The 22240-nt window shown below is 49.9% G+C and carries 25 protein-coding genes; 7 read left to right on the forward strand and 18 right to left on the reverse strand.

Going from position 1 to position 22240, the window contains the following annotated elements; genetic code table 11:
• Positions 1 to 8: 8 nt before the first annotated feature.
• Complete coding sequence (locus ABWW03_RS02770; RefSeq protein ID WP_353406224.1) at positions 9 to 458, reverse strand: DUF3465 domain-containing protein; 450 nt, start codon at positions 456 to 458, stop codon at positions 9 to 11.
• 68 nt (positions 459 to 526) lie between these two features.
• Complete coding sequence (locus tag ABWW03_RS02775) at positions 527 to 1735, reverse strand: methyltransferase (protein WP_353406226.1); 1209 nt, start codon at positions 1733 to 1735, stop codon at positions 527 to 529.
• A 104-nt stretch (positions 1736 to 1839) separates the two neighbouring features.
• Here ABWW03_RS02775 and ABWW03_RS02780 point away from each other — a divergent pair, with 104 nt between their 5' ends.
• Positions 1840 to 2559 (forward strand): DUF3581 family protein, encoded by a 720-nt coding sequence (locus ABWW03_RS02780; RefSeq protein ID WP_353406227.1) that lies wholly within the window; start codon positions 1840 to 1842, stop codon positions 2557 to 2559.
• Positions 2560 to 2665: 106 nt separating this feature from the next.
• Here the strand turns inward: ABWW03_RS02780 and ABWW03_RS02785 are convergent, their stop codons facing one another.
• Positions 2666 to 4090, reverse strand: coding sequence for an aldehyde dehydrogenase family protein (locus tag ABWW03_RS02785; RefSeq protein WP_353406228.1), 1425 nt, complete (start codon positions 4088 to 4090; stop codon positions 2666 to 2668).
• A gap of 203 nt (positions 4091 to 4293) precedes the next feature.
• Here ABWW03_RS02785 and ABWW03_RS02790 point away from each other — a divergent pair, with 203 nt between their 5' ends.
• Both ABWW03_RS02790 and ABWW03_RS02795 read left to right on the forward strand, forming a co-directional pair.
• The gene (locus tag ABWW03_RS02790) at positions 4294 to 5073 is read left to right on the forward strand and encodes a histidine phosphatase family protein (protein WP_353406229.1); all 780 of its coding nucleotides are present in this window, start codon (positions 4294 to 4296) and stop codon (positions 5071 to 5073) included.
• A gap of 56 nt (positions 5074 to 5129) precedes the next feature.
• Positions 5130 to 6320 (forward strand): class I SAM-dependent rRNA methyltransferase, encoded by a 1191-nt coding sequence (locus ABWW03_RS02795; RefSeq protein WP_353406230.1) that lies wholly within the window; start codon positions 5130 to 5132, stop codon positions 6318 to 6320.
• A 39-nt stretch (positions 6321 to 6359) separates the two neighbouring features.
• Here ABWW03_RS02795 and ABWW03_RS02800 read toward each other — a convergent pair whose 3' ends face one another.
• Positions 6360 to 7451, reverse strand: coding sequence for an imelysin family protein (locus tag ABWW03_RS02800; protein ID WP_353406231.1), 1092 nt, complete (start codon positions 7449 to 7451; stop codon positions 6360 to 6362).
• Positions 7448 to 8101: an HAD family hydrolase gene (locus ABWW03_RS02805; protein ID WP_353406232.1), complete on the reverse strand. Its 654-nt coding sequence runs from the start codon at positions 8099 to 8101 to the stop codon at positions 7448 to 7450. Before ABWW03_RS02805 ends, ABWW03_RS02800 begins: the two co-directional genes overlap by 4 nt.
• A 204-nt stretch (positions 8102 to 8305) precedes the next feature.
• Here ABWW03_RS02805 and rppH point away from each other — a divergent pair, with 204 nt between their 5' ends.
• A complete protein-coding gene (rppH, locus tag ABWW03_RS02810) occupies positions 8306 to 8800 on the forward strand; it encodes an RNA pyrophosphohydrolase (RefSeq protein ID WP_353406233.1) in 495 nt (164 codons plus the stop codon).
• Between the two features lie 123 nt (positions 8801 to 8923).
• On the opposite strand, the gene ABWW03_RS02815 is transcribed toward rppH, so the two are convergent.
• The 10 genes from ABWW03_RS02815 to ABWW03_RS02860 all read right to left on the reverse strand — a co-directional run bounded on the left by ABWW03_RS02815 (position 8924) and on the right by ABWW03_RS02860 (position 17483).
• Entirely contained in the window at positions 8924 to 10273 is a 1350-nt protein-coding gene (locus ABWW03_RS02815) for a tetratricopeptide repeat protein (RefSeq protein WP_353406234.1), read from the reverse strand.
• A gap of 13 nt (positions 10274 to 10286) precedes the next feature.
• Positions 10287 to 10901 carry a TonB family protein gene (locus ABWW03_RS02820; RefSeq protein WP_353406235.1) on the reverse strand — a complete coding sequence of 205 codons (615 nt, stop codon included), beginning with the start codon at positions 10899 to 10901 and terminating at the stop codon, positions 10287 to 10289.
• An 8-nt stretch (positions 10902 to 10909) separates the two neighbouring features.
• Positions 10910 to 11308 carry an ExbD/TolR family protein gene (locus ABWW03_RS02825; RefSeq protein WP_353406236.1) on the reverse strand — a complete coding sequence of 133 codons (399 nt, stop codon included), beginning with the start codon at positions 11306 to 11308 and terminating at the stop codon, positions 10910 to 10912.
• Between the two features lie 67 nt (positions 11309 to 11375).
• Positions 11376 to 11903, reverse strand: a complete 528-nt coding sequence (locus ABWW03_RS02830; RefSeq protein WP_353406237.1) for a MotA/TolQ/ExbB proton channel family protein — start codon at positions 11901 to 11903, stop codon at positions 11376 to 11378.
• A gap of 10 nt (positions 11904 to 11913) precedes the next feature.
• The gene (locus tag ABWW03_RS02835) at positions 11914 to 13284 is read right to left on the reverse strand and encodes a MotA/TolQ/ExbB proton channel family protein (protein ID WP_353406238.1); all 1371 of its coding nucleotides are present in this window, start codon (positions 13282 to 13284) and stop codon (positions 11914 to 11916) included.
• Positions 13281 to 14066: a DUF3450 domain-containing protein gene (locus tag ABWW03_RS02840; RefSeq protein ID WP_353406239.1), complete on the reverse strand. Its 786-nt coding sequence runs from the start codon at positions 14064 to 14066 to the stop codon at positions 13281 to 13283. The genes ABWW03_RS02835 and ABWW03_RS02840 overlap by 4 nt, the downstream gene beginning before the upstream one ends.
• A gap of 303 nt (positions 14067 to 14369) precedes the next feature.
• Entirely contained in the window at positions 14370 to 14888 is a 519-nt protein-coding gene (locus ABWW03_RS02845) for a dihydrofolate reductase (protein ID WP_353406240.1), read from the reverse strand.
• Between the two features lie 55 nt (positions 14889 to 14943).
• Positions 14944 to 15777: a thymidylate synthase gene (locus ABWW03_RS02850; protein ID WP_353406241.1), complete on the reverse strand. Its 834-nt coding sequence runs from the start codon at positions 15775 to 15777 to the stop codon at positions 14944 to 14946.
• A gap of 47 nt (positions 15778 to 15824) precedes the next feature.
• Positions 15825 to 16661, reverse strand: a complete 837-nt coding sequence (gene lgt, locus ABWW03_RS02855) for a prolipoprotein diacylglyceryl transferase (RefSeq protein ID WP_353406242.1) — start codon at positions 16659 to 16661, stop codon at positions 15825 to 15827.
• An 18-nt stretch (positions 16662 to 16679) separates the two neighbouring features.
• A complete protein-coding gene (locus tag ABWW03_RS02860) occupies positions 16680 to 17483 on the reverse strand; it encodes a sulfite exporter TauE/SafE family protein (protein ID WP_353406243.1) in 804 nt (267 codons plus the stop codon).
• Between the two features lie 107 nt (positions 17484 to 17590).
• Here ABWW03_RS02860 and ABWW03_RS02865 point away from each other — a divergent pair, with 107 nt between their 5' ends.
• From ABWW03_RS02865 to ABWW03_RS02875, 3 genes are all read left to right on the forward strand, one after another.
• Entirely contained in the window at positions 17591 to 18346 is a 756-nt protein-coding gene (locus ABWW03_RS02865; protein ID WP_353406244.1) for an NRDE family protein, read from the forward strand.
• A 148-nt stretch (positions 18347 to 18494) separates the two neighbouring features.
• A complete protein-coding gene (locus tag ABWW03_RS02870) occupies positions 18495 to 19124 on the forward strand; it encodes a TetR/AcrR family transcriptional regulator (protein ID WP_353406245.1) in 630 nt (209 codons plus the stop codon).
• A 23-nt stretch (positions 19125 to 19147) separates the two neighbouring features.
• Complete coding sequence (locus ABWW03_RS02875; protein ID WP_353406246.1) at positions 19148 to 20308, forward strand: aromatic ring-hydroxylating oxygenase subunit alpha; 1161 nt, start codon at positions 19148 to 19150, stop codon at positions 20306 to 20308.
• 72 nt (positions 20309 to 20380) lie between these two features.
• Here the strand turns inward: ABWW03_RS02875 and ABWW03_RS02880 are convergent, their stop codons facing one another.
• Genes ABWW03_RS02880 through ABWW03_RS02890 form a run of 3 tightly spaced genes read right to left on the reverse strand, consistent with a single transcriptional unit; the run spans position 20381 to position 22213 of the window.
• A complete protein-coding gene (locus ABWW03_RS02880) occupies positions 20381 to 21115 on the reverse strand; it encodes an FKBP-type peptidyl-prolyl cis-trans isomerase (RefSeq protein WP_353406247.1) in 735 nt (244 codons plus the stop codon).
• 53 nt (positions 21116 to 21168) lie between these two features.
• Positions 21169 to 21729: a hypothetical protein gene (locus tag ABWW03_RS02885; protein WP_353406248.1), complete on the reverse strand. Its 561-nt coding sequence runs from the start codon at positions 21727 to 21729 to the stop codon at positions 21169 to 21171.
• Entirely contained in the window at positions 21707 to 22213 is a 507-nt protein-coding gene (locus ABWW03_RS02890; protein WP_353406249.1) for a TIGR02444 family protein, read from the reverse strand. The genes ABWW03_RS02885 and ABWW03_RS02890 overlap by 23 nt, the downstream gene beginning before the upstream one ends.
• Between the last annotated feature and the right edge of the window lie 27 nt (positions 22214 to 22240).

Below are 22240 nucleotides of genomic sequence, written 5' to 3' on the forward strand. Positions count from 1 at the left end.
ACGACGTACTATTGATATTTTTCTTCCCCGAGACGCAACCAGCCTCCAGGCTGCACTCCTCGCGGGTCATGGTGTGTCCAGTGCAGCACACCACCTTTCTGATTCCACTCGTAACGACCCTTTATATACAAGCTTTGGCCGGGGCGCAAAGGGGCACGTGGGGCCAAATCGATATTGTGAGCCACCAGCAAGGTGGGCAACCCTTCGCGCCTCACCAGAAAACGCTGATGACGGCTCCCTTTGGTATCATCGGCCAGGAGCTTGTAAACCGTAAATTGGGTTTCATCAAACCAGACTTTACTGCGCTTCGCCGTGACAGCTTGCTGCAAACTGACAAGGTCGTCGTATTCACCCGGCTGCCTTGATTCTGCCTGTTTATTGCCGAATTGATAAACGCCATAAACCAACAGCAACAGGACAAAACTGAAGGCCTGCTTCCAAAAACGATTTTGATTCACTCCGCACTCCCGAACATAGTACTTTCAATAGTTGGCACTATAGTATTTTTTACCGCCTGTAGCTGGGCTTAATCGCGCCAGGCATTGATCAATAAATTTCGCGGGCTTAATTCACGAGGGCAAAACTCTCGCAATTCCGCCTGGAAACCATGTTCTTGCAAAAACAGCAACTGATCGAGCAACACCAACACCTCAAGGGCCCTGCGATAACTCAACCTCAGCACATCCAGGCGACGAGCTTCGGCGAAGCGTTGTTCACCCAGTGTTTCATAATGATCCCAGTCAGGCTCGGCAGACAAGCTCAAACCTCGGCGCTCAGCCAACAATCGACAGAACCCTTTAAAGCCCAATTTAAGAACCGATTGTGGCAAGGAAGGTGTTGTCATATAGGTATCTTCACCCCGTAACTCCCTTTGCAGAAGGTCGAAACCCAGCCGCCATTGTTGCAACTGAATACGACGGCGGCGCACAGCGCCAGGTGCCGTCACCGTTTCCTGCACCATGGTATGGAGATCCTGCCGACGCAATGCCAGTGCCTGCTCTTGTCCCTGCCGAGATAGAAACTCATAGCGCTCTGCGCGGGTTTTCTGATAACAGCACGGCGCAATCGATACGGCCGCCATAGGCTTGAGCACGGCTGTTGTTAACAATTGCCGATGTAAATCACCGCAGGCATGCAAAGCCAATACATGGTCTTTGCTAGCAAGATGGTCAACGGTCTCGCGGGAAAGCACATCACAGCACTGTAGATCCATTGTGCCTTCCACCATATCTCGAGCCAGGTCTCGTCCCTCATCAACCAACACCTGATCCCACTCCAGACCCAGAACATCAGCAGCACGGCTACGAGCCATGTAACGCCCGAGATGCCCCTTGCCACAACACCAATCAATAAAACGCTTGCCTCGACTCTCCGTATGCGCAGAGAAGTACTGAATCTGCTGCCATTTGCGCCCCGGAATATGCTTGGCAAAGAAACGCATCTCGCTTGGAATCTCATCCGGCGAACGCAACAACGATGGAATACCTTCAAGCATCTTGAGTAAAGCGTCCTGTCCAGGCACATAGTCCTGGGTAAACCGCTGAAGAGCGCCAGCATCGGATTCAAGCTCAAGCAGGCTCTCATCCCCCAAGGCCAGCAGCGCCGCATGCAAGTCGGGCAATTGTGCGCGCCACGGCAACTCGGGCTCACGAAAGGCATGGCTCTGCCAGTAAGCCTTATGCGTATCGAGGGCCACACTGAGATTGCTAAACAGACTAACGTAGTTCGAATTCATAACATCGCTTTGGTAACTGCTCCCGAGCATGGGCGTTAAGCACCCAAGAATCGGCAGGGTTAAATGTGTATAATGATCGGTTTTGAACAACAGTATAAAAGTATATGCACATTCAGGAATACTTCACCCCGGGTACCGAAAACGCAAATCAATTCAGTTTTACTCGGGAACAAGCTAGCCGTTTTGCCAAATGCGTCGCAAACGATTTCAACCCGATTCACGATATCGATGCCAAGCGATTTTGCGTACCTGGAGATCTGCTGTTCGCCATCAGCCTCGCCAAAGTCGGCTTGAGTCAACGCATGAAAGTTGATTTTACGGATATGGTAACAGACGGTATTCAACTGAGCCTACAAACGTCTGAAAAAGGGCAGAGCCAGCTGATCGGCGATAACGACAAATGCTATTTGAAGTTAACGTCCGCTGGGGAACACAGCCAGAACGCCGAACTGATAAGCAAGTTAAGCGAATCCTATGTGGCATACTCTGGCCTGACCTTTCCACATATTTTAGTTCCTTTGATGCGTGAACAAAACGTGATGATCAATCCGGCTCGCCCCTTGGTGATCTATGAAAGCGCCGAGCTGGAACTGGAGCGTCTGGATTTGAATGAAGCCGAACTTGTAGGCGCAGAATCCGAACTGCTCGTGGATGGAAAACGCGGCACCGTTATTCTTGGTTTTGATATCGTGAGTGAAGGACAGCGAGTGGGACAGGGTGAAAAACGCATGGTCCTTTCCGGCTTGAGAGCGTTTGATGAACAGGCGATGGCCGATGTTGTTGAATACTATAAACATCGACAAACTCAATTTTCTGACATCTAACTTTAGACGTTTCTCGATTCATGCTCTGCGTGCCGAGATGGAAATACACCCACAAAAAAAGCCGGCAAATGCCGGCTTTTTTTGTGGGCGGGGAAAGTAAAATAGATCAGGAATTTGCGCCAAATACCGCTTTAACTTCCAGAAACTCTTCCAACCCAAACTCGCCCCATTCGCGACCGTTACCAGACTGTTTGTAGCCTCCAAACGGCCCCTTGGTATCCGCACCTGAACCATTGAGGTGAACATTACCCGTGCGCAGCTGGTTCGCAATGCCAGCAGCTTCCTCAACGGTTTCTCCATAAACATAACCCGATAAGCCATACGGCGTATCGTTCGCTATCTCAACAGCTTCCTCCACTGAAGAATAAGGAATCATAGTCAAAACCGGACCGAAAATTTCCTCTCGCGCGATGGTCATTTGATTATTTGCATTTGCAAAAACCGTTGGTTTTACGTAGTACCCCTGCTCCAAACCTTCCGGTTTGCCTGTTCCTCCAATCACCAACTCCGCGCCTTCATCGATTCCTTTTTGGATCAAACCCTGAATTTTTTCAAATTGCACATCGGAAGATACCGGCCCCAAATACACACCCTCTGCATGGGGGTCATTGACCGCCAACGCGGCAGCGGTTTGCTTTGCAATCTCAACGGCTTCAGCGTGCTTTTCCGCTGGAACTAACATGCGCGAGGGGGCATTACAGGATTGCCCTGAATTCATCATCATGCTCTGAACACCCTTGGAAACTGCTTTTTCCAAATTAGCGGCCGGCAAAATAATATTGGCGGATTTTCCACCCAGCTCCAGTGAAACACGTTTGATGTCATCTGCGGCAGCCTTAGAAATCAAACGACCTGCACGTGTGGAACCCGTAAAGGAAACCATGTCGACATCGGGATGACTGGACAACGGCGCACCAACACCTGGACCATCACCATTGACCATATTGAACACACCCGCCGGCACACCCGCCTCATGAAGAACTTCTGTAAATATTGCGGCATCGAACGGTGCGACTTCCGAAGGTTTTAATACCATTGTACACCCCGCTGCCAAAGCAGGAGCCACCTTACAAGCGATCTGATTCAATGGCCAATTCCACGGCGTAATCAAGGCGCAGACACCAATCGGTTCTTTGCGCAGACGCGTACTGCCTCGATCACTTTCAAATTCATAGTCTTTGAGCAGCTGCAGAGTTTCATTGAAATGCGCTGCGCCCATCGCCGACTGAGCCATTTTGGATAACCAGGCGGGTGCGCCCATTTCGGCGGTGATCGCTTCCGCTAGATCATCTTTGCGGGCAGCAAGACCCGCGAGGATTTTTTCCAACAGAGCAATACGCTCTTCCCGGCTGGTTTGGGAAAAAGCTGGAAATGCCGCTTTAGCGGCAGCCACAGCGGCGTTCACATCCTGCTCATTACCCAAAGCAATTCGACCACAACTTTGCTCTGTCGCAGGGTTGATGACGTCCAAAGTTTGAGCTTGATTGGGTTCAACCCACTCACCATTAATATAAAACTTTAGAGTTTCCATCTGAGGCTCCTTTAACAATGTCCTGTTTTCGTTGAATACCAGACCCACAAAAACGTGAGCTCTGGCCATATCACTTAGACTGCCTGTTTTTCTGGCAACTGCCAAGGTCGAACAGGCATGATTACCAGCCAAAAGCGACAGTCATCATACCTCGTGCTGCCGAACCTGGAAAATCACTTTTTAATCACCTGAGGAACATTATAATGAACAAAATAAGGCCTTCATTGGCTTTTGATCCTATCCAGGTTTCCATTTTTACGGAGTTTTCGATGGCTGAAATTTTACTGATACGGCATGGCCAAGCGTCATTCGGCAGCGACAACTATGACCAGCTTTCAGAACTTGGCTATCAACAAGGCCGCCTGCTCGGGCAACATTTTCTGCAAAAAGAACATCTGTTCAGCGGCCTCTATAGCGGCACACTTGCACGGCAACAGCAAACGGCTCAGGCTGTTATTGATGTTTATCGCACCGCAGCTGTTGACGTGCCGGCGCTCACCGTCGATGCCGCCTGGAACGAATTTGACAATCACGCCCAAGTTGAGCAACTCTTGCCCGGTTTATTGCAGCAACATCCCGAATTAAAGAGCGATGCAGAAGCCATGCTGCGAGACAAAAAAAGCTTCCAGAAAGTGCTGCGTGCGGTTTTTCAGTACTGGATTCTCGAAGAACCCGAAACCGAAGAACTTGAATCCTGGCCTCAGGCTAAGGCGCGCTTCAAATCGGCGCTCCAAACAGTGATGGCAAACAATCATTCCGGGCAAAGTGCTGCAGCCTTTACTTCAGGCGGTGTTATCGCCGCACTCAGTGCCATCGTCATGGGCATGGGCGCCGACAAGGTGTATGGATTATTTGAACCCGTTATTAACGCGTCCATCACCCGCCTGATTCACAGTCAGCACAACATCAGTCTGTCCAGTTTTAACGAGCATCAGTACCTGGCCGCCCTCAGCAAGAGCGATGACATCATCAGTTATCGCTAACGCTGGCCCCCTACCCCCAGGGGGCTCTATAATAGCGTTTTTTCCTAGGAAAGCTCATGTCCTTTGCCCCCCTGCACTTAAAATCCAACGCTGATCGACGCCTTAAACAAGGGCACCTGTGGATCTATTCCAACGAGATCAATACGGACAGCAGTCCACTCTCCAGCTTCAGCGCAGGCCAGCAGGTCGAAGTCTTAAGCAATGGAGGCAAGTCTCTGGGCCTGGCCACCATGAACCCTCAAGGGTTGATCTGCGCCCGCTTGGTGAGCCGCCAGAAAAAGTACCCACTGGATAAATCCCTACTGGTACATCGCCTCAAACAAGCCTTATCCCTGAGGGAGCTCGCATTCAGTAAACCGTTTTATCGTTTGATTTACGGCGACAGTGATCTGCTGCCAGGCCTGGTTGTGGACCGTTTCGGCAGCTACTTGGTTGTACAGATTTCTACCGCTGGCATGGACCAAATCAAACAAGACATCGTCGAAGCGCTGCAAAAAGTCCTGAAACCTGAGGCCATCCTGCTGCGCAATGACCACAGCGCACGAGCGCTGGAAAACCTTGAGGAAACGGTCGAGACCATTGGCGACATTCCGGAAGCGGTTGAAATGGAAGAAAACGGCGTCGCCTTTCTGGCCCCAGTTGCCTACGGACAAAAAACCGGTTGGTTTTACGATCATCGGGAAAACCGAGCCTTGCTCCAACGTTTGTCGCCGGGTAAGCGCGTCCTTGATGTTTTCAGTTATGTTGGTGGCTGGGGTGTGCAAGCTGCCCATGCCGGCGCGAGCGAAGTGGTTTGTGTCGATGCCTCAGAGTCAGCCCTTGACTGGGTATCGGAAAACGCCGCAATCAACGGCTTAGAGGACAAAGTCTCAACCATTCACGGTAAGGCAATTGATGTTCTGAAACAACTGATTCAAGCTCAAGAACGCTTTGACATCGTGGTTTTGGATCCGCCGGCATTCATTAAAAAACGCAAAGATAAAAAATCTGGAGAAGCGGCCTACCGCCATATTAATGAACTGGGTATGCGCTTGCTGGGTAAGGACGGCATACTGGTTTCTGGTTCTTGCTCGATGCACTTGGAAAAAGATCGCCTGAACGATATTGTTCGCGCGTCGGCTCGACATCTTGAACGGCACTGCCAGATCCTTCATCAAGGCGGACAAGGCCCCGACCACCCCGTGCACCCAGCCATTCCTGAAACGGATTATTTGAAAGCCGTCTTCGCCAGAGTTTATTTGCCTTAAGGCATATTCCTGCCTGCTACTCAGTAGCAGGCATTGTTCCTACTTCACCCGAATAGCATTCAGGATCTGATGCAGCTCATCAACGAACTGCGCACTCTGCTCAGCGCTGAGTGCTTCATACTGCAGCCCTGTTTGCTCTTCTGGCTTGGCAACAAATGCCATTAAGTCCTGAGATAGCAGGCCTACATTCAGGCCGCTGGCAGCCAGGAATTTCAACTGTTCACGCAGGTGTGTCAATTGAGAACTGAACACGGCAGGCCAAACCTGATGTGGCCGCCAGTCCTCTTGCCCAACATCATTCAGCGCTAACAGGATATTGTTTTCAATCGTTGCGGCTGTGGCCTGCTTGATCAGCTCAAGCTGAGCGATAACGGGCAAGCGATAAAACAGCACATCAATGGGGCCTGTATCGCCCAACCAACTTTCCAACACAGCGGCATCGTTTGAGATTGCCAAGCTATTTAACTCCAAAAGCTTTCGGCGCCGTTGAACGGGCTTTGCTTCGCTGCCTACTGAGAAATCAACGACACGCTGCTCACTGGTCTTGCCATCGCCCCACAATAAAAACGCCATGGGCATAAAGCCCAACACGGCCTCACTCTCATCAGTAATCGCGTGCTGCGCACGTATGGCGACTTCGCTCATTTCTACAGTGTGATCATGAACGATACCAACATTTTTATAGGGACCAAATTCATCAATAAATCCAATGGCGATTGGGTAGGGATCAATTGCCAACCAAATATTTCCCTGATCAGCAAAGACATTGGGCGCCGCTCTCGGAAAATTACGAACCACATTCAGCGCTTGATATTGTCTATAGTTTTCCAACCACAACACCTTGCTTTCATCCAAGCGTTCCGCTGTTGGGTCCCTTAGAAACTCTGCCACCACTTCTTGCAGCTTACTTAGGTTCTGACGATTTTGGGTGGCAGCTGCTCGAACATCCCGCCAGTATTCAGCAACGGCTTTTTTAAGTTGCATTTCCTGGTCTCGACTGAGTACTGGTGACGAGACCTGCTCAGGCACGCTCACTGCCTCCGCTTTCTCCTCACCGAGCTGACGGTCACATGCGATCAGCAAAAGCGCTGTCCAGACGGCGATGATTGAACGCCAGACGATATTTTTCATCGCAAACTCATTATCTCGATATTATGCTCTTCCGCATAAGCGCGTAGTTTTTCATCGGGATCTACCGCAACCGGTCTCGCCACCTTAGCCAGCAAAGGTATGTCATTATGCGAGTCAGAGTAAAAGAAAGCGCCTGCCATTGATTCGCCACTCTCTTGCAACCATTCATTGAGACGAGTCACCTTGCCCTCTTGAAAGGTAGGCGTTCCTACAACGGCGCCCGTAAAATGGCCATCCAATACTTCCAGTTCTGGCGCCAGCAGTAAATCAATTCCCAGCGCCTCAACAATAGGCGCCGTTATGAAACTGCTGGTGGCAGTGATGACCATCAGTGTGTGGCCTTCTGCTCGATGCTTTTCTATAAGCGCCTGCGCTTTTGGCAACATGATCGGATTTATTTTTTCATGAAAGAACTGCTCGCGCAGACCGCTCCTGCGTTCTGGCGCAATGTCATTCAGGGCAGAGGCAACAAACGCAAGGTAAGCATAAACGTCGAGTTCTCCGCGCTTGTAGTCCTCGTAAAAGGCTTCGTTTTGGGCCCCATACGTATCCGGATCCACCAGCTTCTGCTCCACCAGAAATTCTCCCCAGAGATTGTCACTGTCGCCGCCAATTAGAGTGTTGTCCAGGTCGAACAGGGCTAGGGTCATGGTTCTACTCTTTGCTATTTTTAAGGTAGGCTTATTGTAGGTCAAAAGCCTCCGTCGAGCAGTTTAATTTTGTCTCTTCTTATGGCCCTTATGTCAAACTTATGAAACAATAATGACAATTAATTTTTGCGGCTGCGCTAGAGCAGATTACAAAGACAGCACCCCGCTTCTGACGATCGCCATGACAGCCCCCTGGAGCAATCCTTGATAGATGCAGATGGTTTTCGTCCCAACGTTGGGATCATAATTTGTAATAATAAAGGCCAAACCCTTTGGGCCAGACGAATTGGCGGCCAGGATGCCTGGCAGTTTCCACAGGGTGGAATTGATGACAACGAGTCACCCGAACAGGCTTTGTTTCGCGAGCTCTATGAAGAAGTCGGACTGGAGAAATCCGACGTTGAAATTCTGGCCGTCACTCGCGGCTGGCTACGTTACCGTCTTCCCAAACGTCTTATTCGACGACACTCCAATCCCCTGTGTATCGGCCAAAAACAAAAGTGGTATTTATTACGCATGCTCTGTGATGAAAGCAAGGTGTGTTTGAACAAAGTTGGCAGTGCGGAGTTTGATCACTGGACTTGGGTAAACTATTGGTACCCAATTGGCAAAGTTGTATCCTTCAAGCAAGAAGTCTACCGCCGGGCCCTCAAAGAATTATCGCCCCGCCATAGCCTGCTGGAAGAGAGCGGCCGCTAAAAACGGACCGCACATTAGGTCATCATAAGTGAACGCAGAGCGGTAACGCCCAACTCAACGACAAGCATTCCAGCCATAAAAAAAGCCGCTTATGCGGCTTTTTTTATGGCTGAAGTTGATCGCTTAGGAAGCGGCCAACTTGCGCTCACGCTCGAGTTCGTTCTGACAGTATTTAATCCAACCGGTAGCAAATTTCTTGCTGCGCTTGTCTTTCGCTGCCTCTTTGAAGAACTTGATCGCGGAGGTGTATTTCTTCTGGTTAGCCGTGGCCATACCCAAAGTAATATAAAGCTGATCTTTACGCTTTACACCACCACGCTTAAGCGCTTTTTCACCAACTTCAACGGCTTTTGTGTTGTTGTCACTGTCCAGGTAAATCCCAGCCAAGCGAGCAAACAAGTCACCGCTGTCAGATTTAGAAGCCGCTTGCTCCATTACTGGAATAGACTTCTTAATCTCCTGGGACATACGCAACGCGGTTGCATAAACCTCCAGGTTTTTGGAAGTAGGCTCAATAATCTTGTCAGCCAAGCCTTTCTTAAGAACTTTTGCCGCCAGATAAGGTACGTCTTCGCCCATGTACAAATAGGCCAAGTTCATCAGTTCCTTTTCTTTAGTCAAGCCGCCCATTTGGTAAACGGCATCGTAGGCGTACAACTGATCTTTCTCACGATTATCCAAACCGTACATACCGGCCAAACGGCGCCAGTAAGTTTGTTTTGGATACAAGCGAACCAAACGCTCAAGAATCCCAATCACCTTCTTGTTGTCACCCACTTCATAATGCAGGGCACTCAAGATCTGGAACCAGTTTTCTTTTGGCGTCTTACCTTTTTTGTCGTACATGCCGACAGCGGTATTGATCGACTTGATCGCTTTCTTAGGCTTCTTATTGGTGTAATAAATCTGCCCTAACAAAGCGTGGGCGTCAGCACCAATAATCGGAGCCATGCTCATCCACTTTTCAATGGTCTTTTCAGCTGCATCATAATCTTCCAATACAAACTGGAGCTGACCAACCGTATAGGTGATCTGCACTTCAAGACCCAGTGGAATTTGCGGGCTCTGAGCCAGCAATAACTTATATTCCTTAATGGCGTTACGATAATCTTCCAAACTGTAATAAGCGAAACCTTTCAGGTTATACACCTGAGCCTTTTCGTACTTATTAAATTTGTCAGTATTAATCTCATTAAGCAATTTCAAAGCACCGCGGTAATCCGGCTCACCCTGTTCAGGGTTGATGAGCTGGTTAGGCGCTTCGAGTTTTTTAAACACCTTTTGGCTTAGGGCCGGTGTTTTACGCGTTTTCTGGGGTGGCTTTTTCGTCGCTTCTTGAGCGTAAACCGCACCAAAAGTCGCATCTTGATTAAAAGCTTTCATCACCACACTGGATACTGCTGGGGCAAGCATCAGCGGAGCCGCCAGCAGAGTGTGTTTGACGAACTTTGTTGCCGCAGCCGTCATTTTCATGTTGTCACCCATTCTATTGTGCAATGGCGAAGGATATCTTGTTGCGCACGCCAGGAACCTCAATTGGCTCACCGTCGATAACCCGCGGCTTGTACTTAAACTTCAGCGCCGCTTTCATTGCCGCTTTGGCAAAGATTGTGGAACCTTCAGGTACGTGCTCTACAACTACCGGGTTACTTACCGCACCACTCTTGGTCACAGTAAATTCAACAATAACATAACCTTCAATACCACGACTAAGCGCTCGACGAGGATACTGGGGCTGAACCTTCACGATCGGCAAATATTCACCATCGGAAGAGAAACCGCCAACACCCGCCACGTTTAGATTTGCCTGTACCTTCGGGGCACCCATATTGATAGCGTCAGGGCTAACATCAGGAGTGTCGAATTCAGGTTGAGGCATCTCTGGTGGTGGCTCATCCGGCTCTTCGGGTTTTTCAGGTTTTTCTGTTTCGAAGCGCGTCTCAATCTTCGCTTCCGGCATATGAATGTCGGCAATCTTAGTAGCCTCAGCCTCTTCAGGCTCTTTCATATTGGCCGCGATCAAGGTGTGCATCAAAACGAACAAGCCAAAAGTCACTGCGAGTGCAACGGCTCCGGCTATTATGAGTCGTACAGGATTCATAGCTCGCCCTAGTTCTTCTCTGTTGCCACAGCAACGTCAGTGACACCCAGATCACGGGCGGCGTCAACCACCTTAGTCAGGGTTTCAATGCTTGCCTTATCATCCGCCTGGACCACAATCCCCCCTTTCGGGTTCTCCGCACGCAATTGCTCGATGCGGTTACGCACCTGACGCTCATCAATGCGACTTTTGTCGATCCAGATTTCATTGTTGCCGCTAATCGCAATCAAGATATTCGACTTGTACTTCTGCTCCGCAGTGGTCGCATCAGGTCGATTAATCTCAATACCGGTTTCCTTAATGAAGGAAGCCGTTACGATGAAGAAGATCAACATGATGAACACCACGTCAAGCATAGGTGTTAAGTCAATGCCGCCTTCTTCTTCAACTTTTCTTTTTTTGGCCATGGTTACTCTCTTAACATAACCGATTAATACTTAGCGTCTGCCTTGTGGCACTAAGCAGTCGGACTGCTTAGTGATCCATCGTCAGGTGATCTGCAAGTAACTGATTTTCACGTTCGGCGATACGCGTAACCAGGGTGTTACCAAATACGCCCGAAAGCGCTGCAACCATACCCGCCATTGTCGGGATTGTTGCTTTGGATACACCACTAGCCATGGATTTCGCATCACCACCACCAGTAATGGCCAAGACGTTAAACACTTCGATCATTCCCCATACGGTACCCAGCAGACCAAATAATGGCGCCAGAGAAACCAGGGTCTCGATCATGCTCATATTCGAGCGAACCTTCTCACTTACACGAGAAATCAGTGCATAACGAATTTGGTGGGCATTCCAGGACTGGCGCTCGGGACGAGCTTCCCAGGTATCTAAAGCGCCTTGCACATCGCGCTTCAGAGTTCCCTTGAAATACCACAAACGTTCGAAAATCAGTGTCCACATGACGAAGGTCAGGATGGCGATTAGGATAAGAACCTCACCACCCGACTCCACAAAGGCCTTAATGGCTTCTAATTGATCCATTAATGCCGTCATGAGTACTCTCCTACTTAGCTTCTACGTTTTCAGCTACGATACCAGCGCTTTGCTCATCCAAGATGTGCAGAACACGCTGAGCACGACCGTTAACCAAGGTGTGCATCAATACAGTAGGAATAGCCACAACCAGACCCAGTACTGTGGTTACCAGAGCACCGGAAATACCGCCAGCCATTGCTTTCGGGTCACCAGCACCGAAGATAGTGATCGCCTGGAAGGTCACGATCATACCGGTTACGGTACCCAACAGACCCAGCAGAGGCGCTACCGCAGAGATAATCTTCAGCAGCTGCAGGCCGGATTCGATAGCAGGCTTCTCTTTTAGAACCGCTTCTTCAAGCTTAAGTTCCAGAGTCTCGCCATCCAGGTTTGGATTGTCTTCAGCAACCTTCAGTACACGACCGAGTGGGTTGTTAGTGTTGGCTTTATCAGACTTCAGCTGAGCGCTCACCTTGGCAGACACGCCGGTCAGAACAATCAGACGGAAGATGGCCAGCAACATGGCAAATACACCAACACCGGTAATGATGTAACCAACCAGTTGACCCTGGTGCCAGCGCTCCACAATAGAAGGACTGTTGATCAGTGCACCCAGGTAAGAACCACCGGAAGGACCGGTAGGGTCGATACCCACTTTAGAGAATGTGCCAGGAGCCGCAGATTCCAGAGCCTTAGCTTGCGCCAGGTATTCGGTAGGCTGACGAGGCAGCTCTTCCAATTTACCTTCTTTGAAGCTCAGGTATTGACCATCGGAAACCAAGTTAAAGGTACCAATACGAACAACGTCTTGGTCAGCCTTGTCACCATTTGGCTTGATTACGGTACCAGTGAACTTAACCACTTTACCGCCTTCGATGGTTTCACGCTGAATTTCATACCACAACTGCTCAATCTCTTCGATTGTCGGCAGCTGATCAGCGCTGTTCATTTTCTCGATCAAGTCGTCCAAAAACTGAGAACGCTCGTCGTACTGGGCACTCACCAGAGAAGTTTCAACGTTAGAACGCAGGTCACCGGCCGCAGAGGTCAAGTGGCCAAACAGTTCTTTCAAAGAACCCAAACGCTCTTGCAGCTGTTGACGCTTCTGGTCAACGGCTACTTCGTTTTCTTCGTAGTTCTTTTCCAGACGAACTGAACGAGCTTCTTCGTTAGCCTTGGTTTGCTTGGCTTGGTTCAGCAAAGTTTGCTGATTAGCCTTCTGGCGACGGAAGTCAGCTTCACGCTTACGCTGATCAGAGGTTTCGGCCACACGGGCGTCTTTAACCATTTTCAGCAGCTCATCCAAAGAGGCTGCTTTGTCCTGGGCCATAGCAGTGCCGGCAGACAGCATGCCTGCTGCGGCGATAGCAATAACGCGCTTGGCGAAGGTCATTTTCATTGTGCAGCCTCCGGAGCCAGAATAGGTAGATCCATGATGTCGATTGTTGCTTGCTTCTTGGCGATCTTGATGCCTTTCAGGATGGCAGCACGGAATTCACCAGAATCAATCGCTTCCCACTGACGGGTGCTGGAGTTATAGGCGCCAGACTTTTGAGTATCAGTAGTTTGGTACATCAGGGCGATACGACCAACACGCAGGATATTCACCTCACGCTCTTGACCGTCGATCTCCAGAGTGTCTTTGTAGGTGTCGATCTTACGACCATACTCAGACTCAATTTTGTAGGCTTCCAATACCTGACGGAACTTCTCAGATACCGGGATATCAGCACGCTCCTGATTGTTACGCAACATTTCCAGACGCTCTTCACGCTCAGCGGTGTGGAAAGGCATATCCAGGCTAACGAACTGCTCCAGACCATCCAGCATACGCAGGATCAATGGCTGGATCTGACGCTCCATTACCGTTACCTGGTCAATGGAGTTAGTCAGGTTAGTGATAACCCTCAACTGGCTAGCAATCTGCTTTTCCAGCTGCTTGTTGTAAACACGCAAACCTTCGATCTGCTTATTTACGGTTTTAAAATCTTGTAACAGGCTGCTGGTTTGCTCAGCAATCTTATCGATTTTCTGTTGAGACTGAGCCCCTGATTGGGCTTTAGTCTGGCCAACCTTCAGGATGGCATCAATAGTTTGATCTGCTTGGGCGACACTCCCCATGAGTGTGCCGGCAGAAAGCACAGTGGTTAAAGCCACGGCTTTCAATCGCTGCTTCTTCATATTTCCCCCAACTCGGGTGCTTCTATCAACTGAGTTTGCGACGTTCTCTAACTGGCGAATGGTTTATAGAAATTATCCATTTGCCGAGGTCAAGAGTGCGCCATTGTAATAACAGGCTGGAGCAAGATTCAACGGTTAATCTGGCCCCTCTGAAAATTGTGTAATTAAGTATCAGCCGGGTAACACATCCCCCGACTCGAATCGGGCACTAAGGTAACATATAAATTAAACCTGTCACAGAGCGGTTAAAATCAAGACAGTTGGGTGATTTTTAACCAATTTTGAATAAATGCTCGAAGACCGCTATGAATTATTTATGTCTCCAGAAGTAACACGCTCCAACACGCAGAAAGCGTACGGATATGGATTACGCTCGCAGGCCGGATGTTCTTCGCAGGCGGTTTGCTGCCACTGCCCATCATCCAATGTTGGAAAAAAAGCGTCACCTTCCAACTCGACATACACTCGAGTCAGGTAAATTTTTTCCGCCATGGGCAGGGCTTGACGATAAATTTCTGCGCCGCCAATTACCATGACATCAAGGGCAGGATTAAGTTGCTTTGCCAAACTCACTGCGGCGTCAAGATCATGCACAACTCGTACACCTTCGTGTTGCCAATCACGCTGACGAGTAATGATAATATTTTCGCGGCCCGGCAATGGACGCCCAATCGAATCGAAGGTTTTGCGACCCATCACAATGGGTTTCGACATGGTCAGCTGTTTGAAATACTGCAAATCTTTTGGCAAGTGCCAAGGCAACTCATTATTCACGCCAATCACATTATTTTCTGCCGCCGCAACAACCAAGCAAACACTCACTGCATCTTTACCTTATTCGTATTAATTTTATGGGGTCTTTCAAAAACACCGCCGCCTAAATAGCAACTGGCGCGGGAATGTGCGGATCGGGATGATAATTTTGCAATTCAAAATCGTCAAAACGAAAAGCAAAAATATCCTTAACCTGTGAATTAATTTTAATGCTCGGCAGTGCCTTGGGTGTGCGCTGCAATTGCAGCTCCACTTGTTCGGCATGATTGGAATACAAATGCGCATCGCCAAAGGTGTGAACAAAATCACCAGGCTCCAGATCGCAAACCTGAGCAATCATCATAGTCAGCAGCGCATACGAGGCAATATTAAAGGGCACCCCCAAAAATATGTCGGCACTGCGCTGGTATAACTGGCACGAAAGTTTTCCCTCGGCGACGTAAAACTGGAACATGGTGTGGCAAGGCGCCAACGCCATCCGACCTTCTTTTACGTTATCCTGTGGCGACATACTCTCATCGGGCAAATCGGCAGGGTTCCAGGCTGAGATAATCAGGCGACGGGAATCCGGCTTGCGCTTGATCATATCAATCAGTTGCGTGATCTGATCAATACTCTCACCATTTGGAGCTGGCCAACTGCGCCACTGGTAACCATATACAGGGCCTAAATCACCCTCTTCGCTGGCCCACTCATCCCAAATACTGACACCATTTTCTTTTAGATACGCTGTATTAGTATCACCATTTAAAAACCATAACAGCTCGTGAACGATGGATTTCAGGTGGCATTTTTTCGTTGTCACCAAAGGAAAACCGTCCGACAAATCAAAACGCATTTGGTAACCAAAAACACTTTTGGTTCCTGTTCCGGTGCGGTCGCTCTTTTCACAACCCTGGTCGCGCACATGGCGCATTAAATCGAGATACTGTTTCATTAAATGTCTTTCTCTTAAACGGGACGCGCTCAGCTCCCAAATAGGTATCAGGCTTCTTTAGTACTGTTGCTTTCTGTGTCCACGCCGCTCTTTTCTTTCGACGCCGCGAAGTAGGCCCAGGCGATCAACAACAAACCCGCCGCAATCATTGGCAAGGACAAAACTTGCCCGCGTGTCACCCAACCCAGCCAAAGCTGATCTTGTAAATGAGCATCGGGAGCGCGTACGAATTCCACAATAAAACGGAAGCTGCCGTACAACGCCAAAAATAATCCACTCACGGCGCCACGCGGCCTTGGTTTTCTTGAAAACCAAAACAACACCACAAACAATACCAAGCCTTCCAAAAATGCCTGATACAACTGCGAAGGGTGGCGAGGGTTCATCGGGTCATTGGGGAAATACATAGCCCAAGGAGCATCCGGGTCAGTAACACGCCCCCACAATTCCTGCCCAATAAAATTTCCGATACGCCCAAAGCCCAAACCCAAAGGCACTAATGGCGCCACAAAATCACCCAGTTGTAACAAGGTTGTTTTCGTGCGACGCGCATAAAAAAAGATGGCAACACATACACCAAGCAAACCACCATGGAAAGACATGCCTCCCTCCCAGACTCGGAACAGCCAAAGTGGATCGACTAAAAATTTATCAAAATGGTAAAACAATACGTAACCAAAACGGCCACCGAGAATCACGCCAAAAGCGCCAAACATAATCAGATCTTCAACCTGATTCGGTGCGATAGGCGAACCCGGCCTGCGCGCACGCCGCATCCCTAGATACCAAGCCATGGCGAACGCCAACAGATACATAATGCCGTACCAGTGGACCTTCAGGCCGAATAAATTAAACGCTACCGGATCAATATCGGGGTATTGCATAAGTTTGATTCACTAAATTCAGATGGAGTCTATGATACCACTAAGCATAAAATTGAGCCCCACCAGACAAAGAAAAACGGCAAAGCATCGCTGCAACAAAGCGGGCGAAAGTTTGTGCGCCAGTAGGGCGCCAAAACGGGCTGACAAGGTGCTGAATACGGCAATCCCCAACCAGGCCGGCCAATACACCAACCCTATACTCCTCTCAGGGAGAGCTTCCAGTGCCAAGCCGCTGTAGATAAAACTCAAGGTGCCCACCAGGGCGATTGGAAAGCCCAATGCAGCACCGCAGGCAACCGCTTTTTGCGCTTGCACACCTCGAGAACTCAAGAAGGGCACCGTCAGTGATCCACCACCGATACCGAAAATAGCAGAGGCCCAACCAATACCCCCGGAAACCGGCACCAGCAGAGCAGGGCTGAGTGATTTTTGCACCACCTCCTGTCGAGACTTGTTCCACATCCGCCAAGCAGTGTAGAGCGCAAACACACCAATAATGATTTGCAAATGCTCGCCTCTGATCCCCACCGCAGTCAGGCCACCCAGCCAACTGCCGAGCGCAATGCCCGGCGCCATCAAGGCCACCAAAGACCAATTGACCGCCCCTTGCTTATGGTGGGCATAAATCGAGCTGATCGACGTACTGACAATACAGGCAAGTGAGGTCGCAATCGCCATGTGCACCAGATGCTCGGATGGAAAACCCAATACCCCAAAGCTGTAGATCAACACCGGCACTATAATGATGCCGCCACCAACCCCGAAAAGACCCGCTGCAATACCTGCAAATACGCCCAAGATTGCGTAAATCAAAAACAGCATTCTGCCCCCGGAAAATTCAGCTGCCACACAAATCAGTTAATGCGGGGCATTATGGTGCCTAGTTCTGTTAGACTCCACCACCAATTTCATTTATCCCTGCCGATGCCATGTGTTTGATTTTATTTCGCTTTGACCCGAGCGCCGAGCATGCCCTGATCGCCGCCGCCAACCGCGATGAAGCCTATGATCGGCCAACCGCCAGGGCCGAATTTTGGCAGGAATCCCCCCATATTCTTGCGGGACGAGACCTGGAAGCCGGGGGCAGCTGGCTGGGTTTGAGCCAGAATGGGCGTTTCGCAGCACTGACAAACTTTCGAGAGGGGGCAGCCACTCCCCACCAAGGCCCCTCACGAGGCCAGCTCGTCAGTGAATTTCTGGACTCTGAACTCAGCCCACGTGAGTACCTGAGCCAGCTGGAGCAATCTGCCCAACACTACGCCGGTTTCAATCTGCTCACGGGAAATGCCCATGAGCTCTGGCACTTCAGTAATCGGGGAGGCGCCGCCCAGCCACTGACACCAGGCTATTACGCGCTCAGCAATGGAAACTTCGACGCCCCTTGGCCAAAGGCGCTTGAGGGCAAAGCCAAACTGCAAACCTGCATAGAGCAGGGCGCCCAGGCCGAAGAGCTGCGCCAGTTACTGCTTGACGAGCAAGTATTTGAAAATGGCTTGCCTGACACAGGCATCGGTGAGGAACTGGAACGCCTGCTTAGCCCTCTCTTTATACGCGGTTCACACTACGGCACTCGCAGCTCCAGCGTGGTCTTCCTTGGAGAGCGGGAATTCGACTTTTATGAGTACAATTACCCATATGGTGATCTGACCCAACCTGATCGCCGCCATTTCCAGCATTGCTTCTAAACGCCACATCTCATCGTTATATATAGAAGGGTGTGTTGGCGATTTATTTGCCCAAAAGTAAAGTAAATTGAATTCACTTTACTTTTGGGCAAATATCAATCAATCTACACACTGTAGAGACAAGACCGCAGTGAAAGGCGCCACACAAATGAGCCAAGAATCCCCAAATAAAGTCCTTGGCCAAAAAGCCAAGCAAACCCGCCAACGCATCCTACGAGCCGCCGCTCAAGAACTGGCAGACCGCGGCGGGGAGCTGGAAATCGCCAATGTGGCCGCCACAGCCCAGGTCTCCAGCGGTTTAATTTACCGATATTTCAGTTCTCGGGTCGATTTGATCGCCGCCACCGTCGATGACTTCTATGATCAATACGATCAATGGATTATCGACATTAACCCCTTACCTGGTGCCGGCTGGATCAGTCGCGAACGGGCCAGGGTAGAACGCAGCATCAGTTTTATACGCAAGCATCCGCTCGCTCGAGTGGTTTTTCTGAACCGCCAGAAAGAACCCCTCGTTGCGGCCGTCGAAAGTCGTCGCCTGGCGGCACACCTTGCACTCGCCATCGACAATGTTCGATTGGCTCAGGAAAAAGGGGAAATCAATAAAAGCATTGATGCCTATGTGGCCTGCCCAATGGTTATGGGCGGCATACGCGAATTGATGGTGCAACTGCTGTCAGATAGCCCCCATTTGAAATCCGATACGACCCACTTACTGGACCAAACCATGGCTTTTATTGCACGCGCCATGGGCCTCACCACCAGCGAGTTACGGTAACAACAATAAAGAGATGCCTGACAATGGAAAGACAAGCCGAAATTAATCTGATCAAAGAGATTCTCAGCTACGAAGCCGACAAGAGTACCGATATGCAAAGCCACTGCTCAAGCATCGCGGTTGACGGCTACACCCGAAACGATCAATTCGAGCAGGAACTTCAGCTGTTCAAAGAGATGCCCATTATCGTTGGGCACTGCAGCCAGATCCCCGAACCTGGTGACTACTTCACCCGAGATATCTGCCAGGTACCTGTCCTTGTTCTGCGGCAGAAAGACGGCAGCCTGAAAGCCTTTATTAATGTCTGTAAGCACCGGGGCGGCCGGTTGGTACGCGAAAGCAGCGGCCAAGGCCTTCGTTCGCTGGTCTGCCAGTATCACGCCTGGACCTATGAAACCAATGGCCAATTGCGTGGGGTACCGCATCGGGATGGCTTCAGCGATATGCCCGATCGCTGTAAAAGCTTAACTGAACTCCCACTTAGTGAACGCTTTGGGTTTATCTGGCTACGCCTAAGCCCAATAACCGCGGACGATCGGAACAGTGGTTTCGAAAACACACTGGAGCAACTGCTGGGTGACACCATTATTAGCGATCTGGAAGGCTATCAGATGGACGAGCACGTGGTCTTTGATCCGAAAGATTTCCACCGCCCCATCAATTGGAAGCTGGCGGTGGATACCTTTATGGAAAACTACCACGTGCGCAAAACCCATAAAGAAACCATCGATTTTATGTTTCTGGATACCGTCGGCAGTTATAAACAGTTTGGTTTGCAACAGCGTAATCTGTACCCCAAGAAATCCATCAGAAGTCTGCGTGAAAAAGACGAGTCGGAATGGCATATCCGAGAACACGGTAATTTTCTTTACTTGCTGTTCCCAAACACCTTGCTGCTGATCGAACCTGACCACATAAATGTCTCCATTGTGTATCCTGACGGTATTGGCCACACCCAACTGATCAATTTCACACTTTTGCCTGAAGCACCCAGCGAAAAAGGGACGGCGTACTTTCGGAAAAACAATGAAATCTTGTATCGAGCACTGGAGGAGGATTTCAGCATGGCGCTGGATGTGCAGAGCGGCCTTCATTCAGGAGCCTGCGAAGAATTCCTGCACGGCCGATTTGAACAGGGCTTGCGCTACTTTCATGAAAATATCGAGGGCTTGTTGCAGAAGTGACATCGCGCAAACAAAAAAGCCGCCGTAAAAACGGCGGCTTTTCATTGAGACATTAATATCTCAATCGTGCACTTAAGGATTCACCTTCAGCAACTCTACTTCAAAGACCAAAGTCGCATTCGGACCAATCACACCGCCCGTACCACCTGGGCCATAGGCCAGGTTAGCCGGAATGTACACTTTCCACTTTGACCCTTCAGGCATCAACTGCAGAACTTCAGTCCAACCAGGAATGACCTGGGTCACCTTAAAGGTTGCAGGCTCGCCGCGAGCAACGGAGCTATCGAACTCAGTACCGTCAATCAATGTGCCTACATAATGTACTTGCACCGTATCATCAACCGTTGGTTTTGCGCCGCTACCTTCGGTAATCACCTCATACTGTAAGCCGCTAGCCGTGGTAGTTACACCTTCTTTTTTACCGTTTTCAGCCAGAAAGGCCTCACCGTTGGCTTGATTTTCCTGGCCTACTTTTTCGCTTTCCTGACGGGCTTTTTCAATGGCTTCCTGCTGCTTGGCCATTTGCTTTTCCTGGTACTGAGTCATCACCGATTGCATTTCTTCTGGCGTCAGACGGGACTCTTTACCCGCAGCAATGTCTTTTACAGCGGCCGCAATCGCCGCTGCATCCAGACTCATTTCATCTTCTTTGAAACGACCCGCTACATCGTAACCCAGAATATAGCTGATTTTCTTTTCCATGGTGTCCAACACCAACTCGGGTTCTGCTGCTTCTTTGGCCTGTTCATTACAACCAGCAACGAACATGACGGCAGCCGCAACACCGGCAATCGCGAATTTTTTCATTATTGCTTCCTAATAGTCCATGATGGGGCCGCGCCCCGTTTACTTATGTCTAATTACTTTTGCGCATCAGCATCGAGTTGCTCATAGCGCTTGTCCACCAGCCCCTGAATTTTCTGGGCGTCCTGCATCAATTGTTGGGCCTGCCCGGGACTTACAGTCATCGGCAAGGGTACAGAACTTGGCTCCCCTTGAGTAGTGTTTTTCTCCTCTTCTACCGGCAGCAGCGTGGCTGGCATCAGATTCACATTTGGATCAACCCAAAGCTCCTCAGAGTTACCAGCGGGATTCGGCGTATCGGATAAATGCCAATTCCCCTCACTGTCCTGCCAGCGATAGGCCCGGGTTTTGCCGGATTGCCTGTCCGCAAACAGATCCCTCCGCAAACCATGCCACCAGCGATACAGCTCCAGCTTGGCTTTTTCGTAACTACCATTGACCTGAATATCTGGCGACAGTTCCGAGGCGTCCATCCAAGGTTGCCCATCCGGCCTTTTCAAGACATAGGGAGCCGCCAAAGCAACCACCAATAAGAGAATCAGTAAGGTAAGAAACAGGCGCATAAACTCTCCGATATCGCGGGCGGCTGGCATTTCAACCGCGGAACAACTGCTCAAGCAGCCTCTTTATTAGGGCATCAAGTTTAGCTTCGCTCCCGGTTCTTGTCGCCCCATCCTGATGCAAACATGTCATATAAAGATGAACATTAGCTTCGGCCGCCCTGCGGCCATCATCGGATCGCCCGACACCCAGTTCATGGGACAAAGCATAAAGCCTGTCCTGCTCCCAACGCTCCATAGCCAATTCCAGTGCCTTGGCCTGTTGGTACAACTCTACCTCAGGATGACATTTAAGTTGTCGACGCAGATCTCGCATCGGCAACAAATACCGAACCTGGTGTGCCACGATAGGCTCAAGGGCCAGTTTCATCTCCTGCTCACCAAGACAATGCGACTGCTGGCCCAACCACAGACACCACAAAATCATATTTACCTGGCAGCCATATTCATCCTGCATCGTCAGCAGGGTTTCAGCAACCTCTTCTTCACCATAGAAATCCAGGCTAAATAGCCAAAACAAATTCTCGTTGTGCTCTGTCATTTACTCTTCGCACCAGTACAATAGCGA

This window comes from Pseudoteredinibacter isoporae, assembly GCF_040372805.1.
Classification (GTDB): Bacteria; Pseudomonadota; Gammaproteobacteria; order Pseudomonadales; family Cellvibrionaceae; genus Pseudoteredinibacter; species Pseudoteredinibacter isoporae_A.

Coding starts and splice junctions, on each gene's coding strand:
- ABWW03_RS02850 (WP_353406241.1), bottom strand. CDS start 15,777: ATGAAACAGTATCTCGATTTAATGCGCCATGTGCGCGACCAGGGTTGT.
- ABWW03_RS02835 (WP_353406238.1), bottom strand. CDS start 13,284: ATGAAAATGACCTTCGCCAAGCGCGTTATTGCTATCGCCGCAGCAGGC.
- ABWW03_RS02775 (WP_353406226.1), bottom strand. CDS start 1,735: ATGAATTCGAACTACGTTAGTCTGTTTAGCAATCTCAGTGTGGCCCTC.
- ABWW03_RS02805 (WP_353406232.1), bottom strand. CDS start 8,101: ATGACCCTAGCCCTGTTCGACCTGGACAACACTCTAATTGGCGGCGAC.
- ABWW03_RS02840 (WP_353406239.1), bottom strand. CDS start 14,066: ATGAAGAAGCAGCGATTGAAAGCCGTGGCTTTAACCACTGTGCTTTCT.
- ABWW03_RS02865 (WP_353406244.1), top strand. CDS start 17,591: ATGTGTTTGATTTTATTTCGCTTTGACCCGAGCGCCGAGCATGCCCTG.
- ABWW03_RS02800 (WP_353406231.1), bottom strand. CDS start 7,451: ATGAAAAATATCGTCTGGCGTTCAATCATCGCCGTCTGGACAGCGCTT.
- ABWW03_RS02820 (WP_353406235.1), bottom strand. CDS start 10,901: ATGAATCCTGTACGACTCATAATAGCCGGAGCCGTTGCACTCGCAGTG.
- lgt (WP_353406242.1), bottom strand. CDS start 16,661: ATGCAATACCCCGATATTGATCCGGTAGCGTTTAATTTATTCGGCCTG.
- ABWW03_RS02870 (WP_353406245.1), top strand. CDS start 18,495: ATGAGCCAAGAATCCCCAAATAAAGTCCTTGGCCAAAAAGCCAAGCAA.
- ABWW03_RS02785 (WP_353406228.1), bottom strand. CDS start 4,090: ATGGAAACTCTAAAGTTTTATATTAATGGTGAGTGGGTTGAACCCAAT.
- ABWW03_RS02875 (WP_353406246.1), top strand. CDS start 19,148: ATGGAAAGACAAGCCGAAATTAATCTGATCAAAGAGATTCTCAGCTAC.
- ABWW03_RS02825 (WP_353406236.1), bottom strand. CDS start 11,308: ATGGCCAAAAAAAGAAAAGTTGAAGAAGAAGGCGGCATTGACTTAACA.
- ABWW03_RS02790 (WP_353406229.1), top strand. CDS start 4,294: ATGAACAAAATAAGGCCTTCATTGGCTTTTGATCCTATCCAGGTTTCC.
- ABWW03_RS02860 (WP_353406243.1), bottom strand. CDS start 17,483: ATGCTGTTTTTGATTTACGCAATCTTGGGCGTATTTGCAGGTATTGCA.
- ABWW03_RS02880 (WP_353406247.1), bottom strand. CDS start 21,115: ATGAAAAAATTCGCGATTGCCGGTGTTGCGGCTGCCGTCATGTTCGTT.
- ABWW03_RS02815 (WP_353406234.1), bottom strand. CDS start 10,273: ATGAAAATGACGGCTGCGGCAACAAAGTTCGTCAAACACACTCTGCTG.
- ABWW03_RS02795 (WP_353406230.1), top strand. CDS start 5,130: ATGTCCTTTGCCCCCCTGCACTTAAAATCCAACGCTGATCGACGCCTT.
- ABWW03_RS02830 (WP_353406237.1), bottom strand. CDS start 11,903: ATGACGGCATTAATGGATCAATTAGAAGCCATTAAGGCCTTTGTGGAG.
- ABWW03_RS02780 (WP_353406227.1), top strand. CDS start 1,840: ATGCACATTCAGGAATACTTCACCCCGGGTACCGAAAACGCAAATCAA.
- ABWW03_RS02890 (WP_353406249.1), bottom strand. CDS start 22,213: ATGACAGAGCACAACGAGAATTTGTTTTGGCTATTTAGCCTGGATTTC.